Here is a 6,000-nt window from a genome sequence, read left to right on the forward strand (position 1 = left end):
TGGGGGTGTTCAGGGGGTGGGGCGCTGGAGGACGTTCAGGTTGCCCGCGTCGGGGTCGCCGAAGGAGAAGAACAGGACGAGCCGCTGCTGCTCGTCGTGGTCCAGTTCGAAGCGCCAGCGGTAGGGAGCGCCGATCGGCCCGGGGCGGGCGGGGGAGGGGAGGGTGATGCGGGGGGACGCGGTGGGGGCGGGGCGGGAGTCGGTGGAAGTCCGGGTGGTGAGGTCGAGCACGAGCTGCTGGCCCGACTTCCGGTCGTCGAGTGCCCAACTGCCGGTGCCGGAGAGGCGCCAGCCCTCGTCGAAGTCGTAGTCCTTGCCGTCGAGGTGCTCGATCCGGGCGGCGCCGTCCTCCTGGAGGGTCAGCCGGGTGCCGTCCGCGCCCACCCAGTCGCCGGCCGCCTCGGCGCTGGTCACGCCGTGCGTCCCGGTGCCTTCGGCGTACTGGTAGGGCCCGGCGCAGGCGCCCAGCAGCGACGGCAGTGACAGCAGCAGCGGGGCGAGGAGCAGGGCTCGGGCGGGGCGGGTGCGCATGGTTCGGGTCCTTCCGATCTCGGTGCGGGCCCACCTTCGCAGAGAAACTGAACGCGTTCAAGTTAGTGGTGTCGCGGACGGCGCTCCAGGGGATCCGGGTGAAAGTACGTCAGGATGACCGGGTGAAGCCGATCAGCCACCAGGTGCCCTACTACTCCCAGTGGGAGTCGCCCGAACTCGTGCCCGACATCCTGGACGGCACGCTGCGGGCCGCCGACGACCCGCTGTGGGAGCGCTCCGGCGCCGCCGACGAGGACGAGTACGAGTACTGGTCGTGGCGGCTGTGCGGGATGGCCTGCCTGCGGATGGTGCTCGACCACTGGTGGGGCGTCGCCCCCGCCGCCGTCCGGCTCGCCGAGGAGTGCCAGCGGGCCGGCGCGTACGTCCGGCACCCCGACGGGCGGCTCGACGGCCTGATCCACGCCCCGTTCGCCGCGTACGCCCGCACCCGTTGGGGGCTGCACGCCGAAGCCGTCGCCCGGTTGCCCGCCGAACGGGTCGCCGCCGAACTCGCCGAGGGCCGGCTCCCGATGCTCTCCGTGCACCCCGGCATCCGCACCCTTGCTCCCGAAGTCCCGCGCACCGGCGGTCACTTGGTGCTCGCCGTCGGCGCCGACGACGAGGCGCTGCGGATCCACAATCCGTCCGGCTTCCCCGACGGTTCCCAGCGCGCGGCCCGCGTGCCCTGGAGCGACCTCGACCGCTTCTACGCCGGGCGCGGCATCGTCCTCGGCCCGCCGCCGTACTGAGGGACGGGGACGGGGCGAGGGGACGGGCTGAGGGGCGGGGGGAACGGGCGCGGGGCGAGGGGACGGGCTGAGGGGTGGGGGGAACGGGCGCGGGGCGAGGGGCGTTCGCGTCGGGCCGTCGGGGTCAGGCCGCGTTGGGGAGGCCCATGGGGGTGCTCGGGGCGAGGTCGGCGCGGCAGGCGGCCGAGATCGGGTGCAGGGCGTCGAGGAGCTCGTCCAGCTCGGAGCGGTGGAAGTGGGTCCAGACCCGGGAGGCGGCGAGGTCGGTGGCGGCCTCCAGCGCGAGGTGGCGGCGGCGGCCCGCGAGGGTCAGCGAGCCGTTCGGGGCCAGCCACTGGCGTTCGATCAGACGGGCGGTGGCCTCGTCCCACTCGGTGTCGCTCCAGCCGCGGTGCGGCTGCAGGTTCTCGCGGCGGGTGTCGAGGGCGCAGCGGAGCACCAGGGCCTCGCAGCCGTCGAGGCCCTCGGCGACCAGGGCGGCGACGTGGCCGTCGCCCCGGTGCTCGCGCAGTACGGTGGTGGCCTGCCACAGGCGGGCCAGGCGGTCGTCCGGGCGGGGGAGTTCGGCGTTCGCGGCGGCCAGCACGCGCCCACAACAGTCCAGTCCGTCGACGGCGCGTTCCAGCAACTCCACCGAACGGTCGATCAAGTCCGGCTGCACGTCGACCAGGAGGCGCTGCAGCGCCCCCGTCGCACCCTCGACCCGGGCCTCCAGCGCCCGCTCCGGGCTCGCCAGCGCCCAGAGCCCCGGCAGCGCCCGTTCCACCATCTGCGGTGCGAAGTTGAAGAACGCGGCCACCACCGGCGCCGCGTCCACCGCGCCCAGCGGGGCCGAACGCCCGCCGAAGTACCCGCGCCAGTACCCGCGCAGCCCCGCCGCCTCGTACGCGGCGCGGGCCTCCGGGGAGAAGTAGGTGAGTGCGTGGACGGGTTCGAAGAGCCACCAGAGGGCACGGGCGGGGTGGACGACCTGGGTCATCGGAACGCCTTTCGGTGAGGGTCGAGCAGCGCGTTTCCGCTTGCTCTGGGAGCCTGCCAGAGCCGGACGGTGCCGGAAAGGGAAAGTGTTTCGGGCGCGTGAACACTTCGGCGGAGCGGGCTCCGGGTGCTTGCTCGGGGCATGCCAGGTGTGCTGTGCGGGGGACGGCGGGGAGGGGCGCGGAGGGCCGGCCGCCCGCGGGGGATGATGGTCACGAGCGGTCGCACCGGCCGCCCGCACCGAATCGTGAAGGTACCCTCGCCATGGCGCAGATCAACCCCAGCATCCTGTCCGCGGACTTCGCCCGCCTCGCCGACGAGGCCGAGGCGGTGCGCGGATCGGACTGGCTGCACGTCGACGTGATGGACAACCACTTCGTCCCCAACCTCACGCTGGGCGTGCCGATCGTCGAGTCGCTGGCCCGCGCCACCGACACCCCCCTCGACTGCCACCTGATGATCGAGCAGCCCGACCGCTGGGCCCCGCAGTACGTCGAGGCCGGCGCCGGATCCGTCACCTTCCACGTCGAGGCCGCCGCCGCGCCCGTCCGCCTCGCCCGGGAGATCCGCGCCAAGGGCGCCCGCGCCGCGATGGCGCTGCGCCCCGCCACCCCGATCGAGCCCTACGAGGACCTGCTGCCCGAACTCGACATGGTGCTGATCATGACGGTCGAACCCGGCTTCGGCGGCCAGGCGTTCCTCGACATCATGCTCCCCAAGATCCGCCGGACCCGGCAGTTGATCGACAAGCACGGCCTCGACCTGTGGCTCCAGGTCGACGGCGGCGTCGCCCCCGCCACCATCGAAGCCTGCGCCGAGGCCGGCGCGGACGTGTTCGTGGCCGGCTCGGCGGTGTACGGCGCCGCCGACCCGGCGGAGGCCGTCCGGGCGCTGCGCGCGCAGGCGGAGGCGGCCAGCGCCGAGGCGTGGTGGGCCTGCAAGCACTGAGGTCGGGACGGGGACGCTGTCGGGCTCGGGACGGGGACGCTGTCGGGGCTCGGGGCTGGGGGCTCGGAGCTGGGGATTGGGGCGCGGGCGCGGGGTGGGGTGCTGCCGTGCGGTGCTGCTGCGGTGCCGTCCGAGTGCGATCCGGCGGCGCCGGAAACCGCGACGCGTCGTTCCGGCGTCCAGTGAAGCGCCCGGGCACCGGTCCGGGCACGAGGACGGCGGAGCGGAGCCAAGGTGCGGAGCGGGGCGGACGCAGGTGCGGCGGCGACAGCGGGGGCGGGGGCGACGGGCGCCGAGCGGCAGTCGGACGGCGAGCAGTCGGACGGCGAACGGCAGCCGGGGGACGAGCGGTCGGATGCCGGACGGCTGGGTGCCGGCGGCGCGGGTCTCGGACGGCGGCGGCTGGTCGGGGCGCTCGCGGTGAGCGTGCTCGGTGCCGGGGCCGTGGCCGGGGCGGTCGGCGGGGCGATGGTCGAGGACGTGCTCCCCGGCGGCGTCCGGCTGCGGCGGCTGCTCGGACTGACCGGGCCGGACGGCACGGTGCCGCAGATCGCGGCCGGGCCGGTCCGCACCGAGACGGTGCGTTCCGCCGCGCGGGGCCGGGACGTCCGGTTGGTGGTGTTCGACCCGCCGGGCGAGCACCCCGACGACCTGCCGGTCTGCCTGGCCCTGCACGGCCGCGACGGCGACGCGGCCACCTTCACCGGGCTCGGCACCGCCCAGTTCCTCGCCGCCGCCGTCGCGGCCGGCACCCCGCCGTTCCGGGTGGTCGCCGTCGACGGCGGCGCCGCCACCTACTGGCACGCCCGCACCCCCGGCGACGACCCGATGGCCATGCTCACCGGCGAGTTGCCCCGCTGGCTCGCCGACCGTTCGATGCCCGAACCGACCCGCGCCCTGGGCATCTCGATGGGCGGCTCCGGCGCCCTCCAGTACGCCCGGGCCCGCCCGGGGCGGCTGGCCGCCGTCGCGCTGCTCAGCCCCGCGCTGTTCCGCACCTGGAACGACGCCCGCAACGTCGACGCCTACCGCGACGAGGCCGACTGGCGCGAGCACGAACCGTTGCTGCACACCGACGCCGTCACCGGGTCCGGCACCGGGGCCGGGGCCGGCCGGATCGCGCTCTGGTGCGGCACCGAGGACCCCTTCTGCCCCGCCGCCCGCCGCCTGGCCGCGCTGCCCGGCGTACGGGCGTCCCTCCCGCGCGGCGAGCACACCGGCGGCTTCTGGCGGCGCGTCATGCCGGAGGCGATGGCCGAGCTCGGCGCGAGCTGAGCGTCCGCCCGTCCGCCCGCCCGTCCGCCCGTCCGCCCGTCCGCCCGTCCGCCCGTCCGCCCGTCCGTCCGCCCACCCGTCCGCCCGTTCGTCCGTCGTCCGTCCGGCCGGGTGGGCGGCCTCCGGACGTGCGGCCCGTCGTACCCCGGGGCGGCGGGCCGTCCGGCCGATACTGGCGGCCATGAGCAACCTCGACCGGAAACCCGCCCCGGCCGTCTGCGGACGCCAGGCCGCCACCGGCCCCGTCAAGGACCTGTTGACCGGGCGCCGCGTCCCGCTCGGCGAATCCACCGTGGTCCGGCGGCTGCTGCCCAACCTCGGCCGCCGGATGGTCGGCGCCTGGTGCTTCGTCGACCACTACGGCCCCGACGACATCGCCGACGAACCCGGCATGCAGGTCCCGCCGCACCCCCACACGGGCCTGCAGACCGTCAGCTGGCTGCACGAGGGGAGCGTGCTGCACCGGGACAGCCTCGGCAGCCTGCAGACCGTCCGCCCCCGCGAACTCGGCCTGATGACCTCCGGCCGGGCCATCGCGCACTCCGAGGAGTCCCCGCGCGAACACGCCCCCCTGCTGCACGGCGCCCAGCTCTGGGTCGCCCTCCCCGACGCCCACCGGCACACCGCCCCCGCCTTCGAGCACCACCCCGAACTCCCCGTCGTCACCGCCGACGGCCTGCACGCCCACCTCATCCTCGGCACCCTCGACGGCGCCACCTCACCGGGCACCACCCACACCGCCCTCACCGGCGCGGACCTCACCCTCCGCGAGGGCGCCGCCCACCGCCTCCCCCTCGAACCGGACTTCGAGTACGCCGTCCTCGCCATGACCGGCAGCGTCGACGTCGACGGCGTCCCCGTCGAACCCGGCTCCCTCCTCCACCTCGGCTGCGGCCGCCGCGAACTCCCGCTGCGCGCCCGCACCGACGCCGCCCTGCTGCTCCTCGGCGGCGAACCCTTCGAGGAGCGCATCGTCATGTGGTGGAACTTCATCGGCCGCTCGCACGAGGAGATCGCCCGGGCCCGCGCCGACTGGGAACGGGGCGACCGGTTCGGCGAGGTGCACGGGTACGACGGCGAGCGGCTGGCCGCCCCGCCGCTGCCCGCCACGCCGCTGAAACCGCGCGGGCGGGAGCGCTGAGTCGCCGGTCGGGGCGGTTCGGGGGAGAGCGGTCCGGTCTCCGGTTCGCGTGCGGATTCCAGGTCCGATCGGGGCGCGTCGGATTTTCGTCGACTTGCGTGGTGGAGCGTCAATGTGTGGGCCCGGCAAGAATCGTGCGGGTTTCCACGGAGGCGTTTCGGCCGTACCGCCCGTCCGGTCGATTCTGTTCGAACACAAGGGGGGTCGGAAGGATTTTCCGGCCTCGGGTTCGGCGTCCTCCGTCCGGGCGGACCACCGGCACCGGTCGTGGTCGAAGTGTCGGGACCGGCGGCGTCCCCGCCACCGGGATTTCACCGGAGCGCGAATCGCACCGCGGCGCGCGGGGCGGCCCCCCCTGCCGTCGGCGGCCGGGGCGCG

The 6,000-nt window shown here is 75.5% G+C and carries 6 protein-coding genes; 4 read left to right on the plus strand and 2 right to left on the minus strand.

Features of this window, described 5'->3' with window-relative positions:
• Nucleotides 1–9 precede the first annotated feature (9 nt).
• Nucleotides 10–531 carry a hypothetical protein gene (locus ACWEO5_RS16560; RefSeq protein WP_452163036.1) on the minus strand — a complete coding sequence of 174 codons (522 nt, stop codon included), beginning with the start codon at nucleotides 529–531 and terminating at the stop codon, nucleotides 10–12.
• Between the two features lie 122 nt (nucleotides 532–653).
• Here ACWEO5_RS16560 and ACWEO5_RS16565 point away from each other — a divergent pair, with 122 nt between their 5' ends.
• A complete protein-coding gene (locus ACWEO5_RS16565; RefSeq protein WP_452163037.1) occupies nucleotides 654–1,280 on the plus strand; it encodes a C39 family peptidase in 627 nt (208 codons plus the stop codon).
• A gap of 124 nt (nucleotides 1,281–1,404) precedes the next feature.
• Here ACWEO5_RS16565 and ACWEO5_RS16570 read toward each other — a convergent pair whose 3' ends face one another.
• Nucleotides 1,405–2,259 (minus strand): SCO6745 family protein, encoded by an 855-nt coding sequence (locus ACWEO5_RS16570; protein WP_452163038.1) that lies wholly within the window; start codon nucleotides 2,257–2,259, stop codon nucleotides 1,405–1,407.
• Between the two features lie 263 nt (nucleotides 2,260–2,522).
• Between ACWEO5_RS16570 and rpe the strand changes: the two genes are divergently transcribed.
• The 3 genes from rpe (at nucleotide 2,523) to ACWEO5_RS16585 (ending at nucleotide 5,622) form a co-directional block, all read left to right on the plus strand.
• On the plus strand, nucleotides 2,523–3,206 hold the full coding sequence (rpe, locus tag ACWEO5_RS16575) for a ribulose-phosphate 3-epimerase (protein ID WP_344551408.1): 684 nt from the start codon (nucleotides 2,523–2,525) through the stop codon (nucleotides 3,204–3,206).
• Nucleotides 3,207–3,440: 234 nt separating this feature from the next.
• Complete coding sequence (locus tag ACWEO5_RS16580) at nucleotides 3,441–4,481, plus strand: alpha/beta hydrolase (RefSeq protein WP_452163039.1); 1,041 nt, start codon at nucleotides 3,441–3,443, stop codon at nucleotides 4,479–4,481.
• Nucleotides 4,482–4,662: 181 nt separating this feature from the next.
• Complete coding sequence (locus ACWEO5_RS16585) at nucleotides 4,663–5,622, plus strand: pirin family protein (RefSeq protein WP_452163040.1); 960 nt, start codon at nucleotides 4,663–4,665, stop codon at nucleotides 5,620–5,622.
• Nucleotides 5,623–6,000 lie beyond the last annotated feature (378 nt).

Source organism: Kitasatospora sp. NPDC004272 (assembly GCF_053603035.1).

Excerpts from the sequence above, each read along its gene's own strand:
- ACWEO5_RS16560 (WP_452163036.1), bottom strand. The coding sequence starts at position 531 with ATGCGCACCCGCCCCGCCCGAGCCCTGCTCCTCGCCCCGCTGCTGCTG.
- ACWEO5_RS16570 (WP_452163038.1), bottom strand. The coding sequence starts at position 2,259 with ATGACCCAGGTCGTCCACCCCGCCCGTGCCCTCTGGTGGCTCTTCGAA.
- rpe (WP_344551408.1), top strand. The coding sequence starts at position 2,523 with ATGGCGCAGATCAACCCCAGCATCCTGTCCGCGGACTTCGCCCGCCTC.
- ACWEO5_RS16585 (WP_452163040.1), top strand. The coding sequence starts at position 4,663 with ATGAGCAACCTCGACCGGAAACCCGCCCCGGCCGTCTGCGGACGCCAG.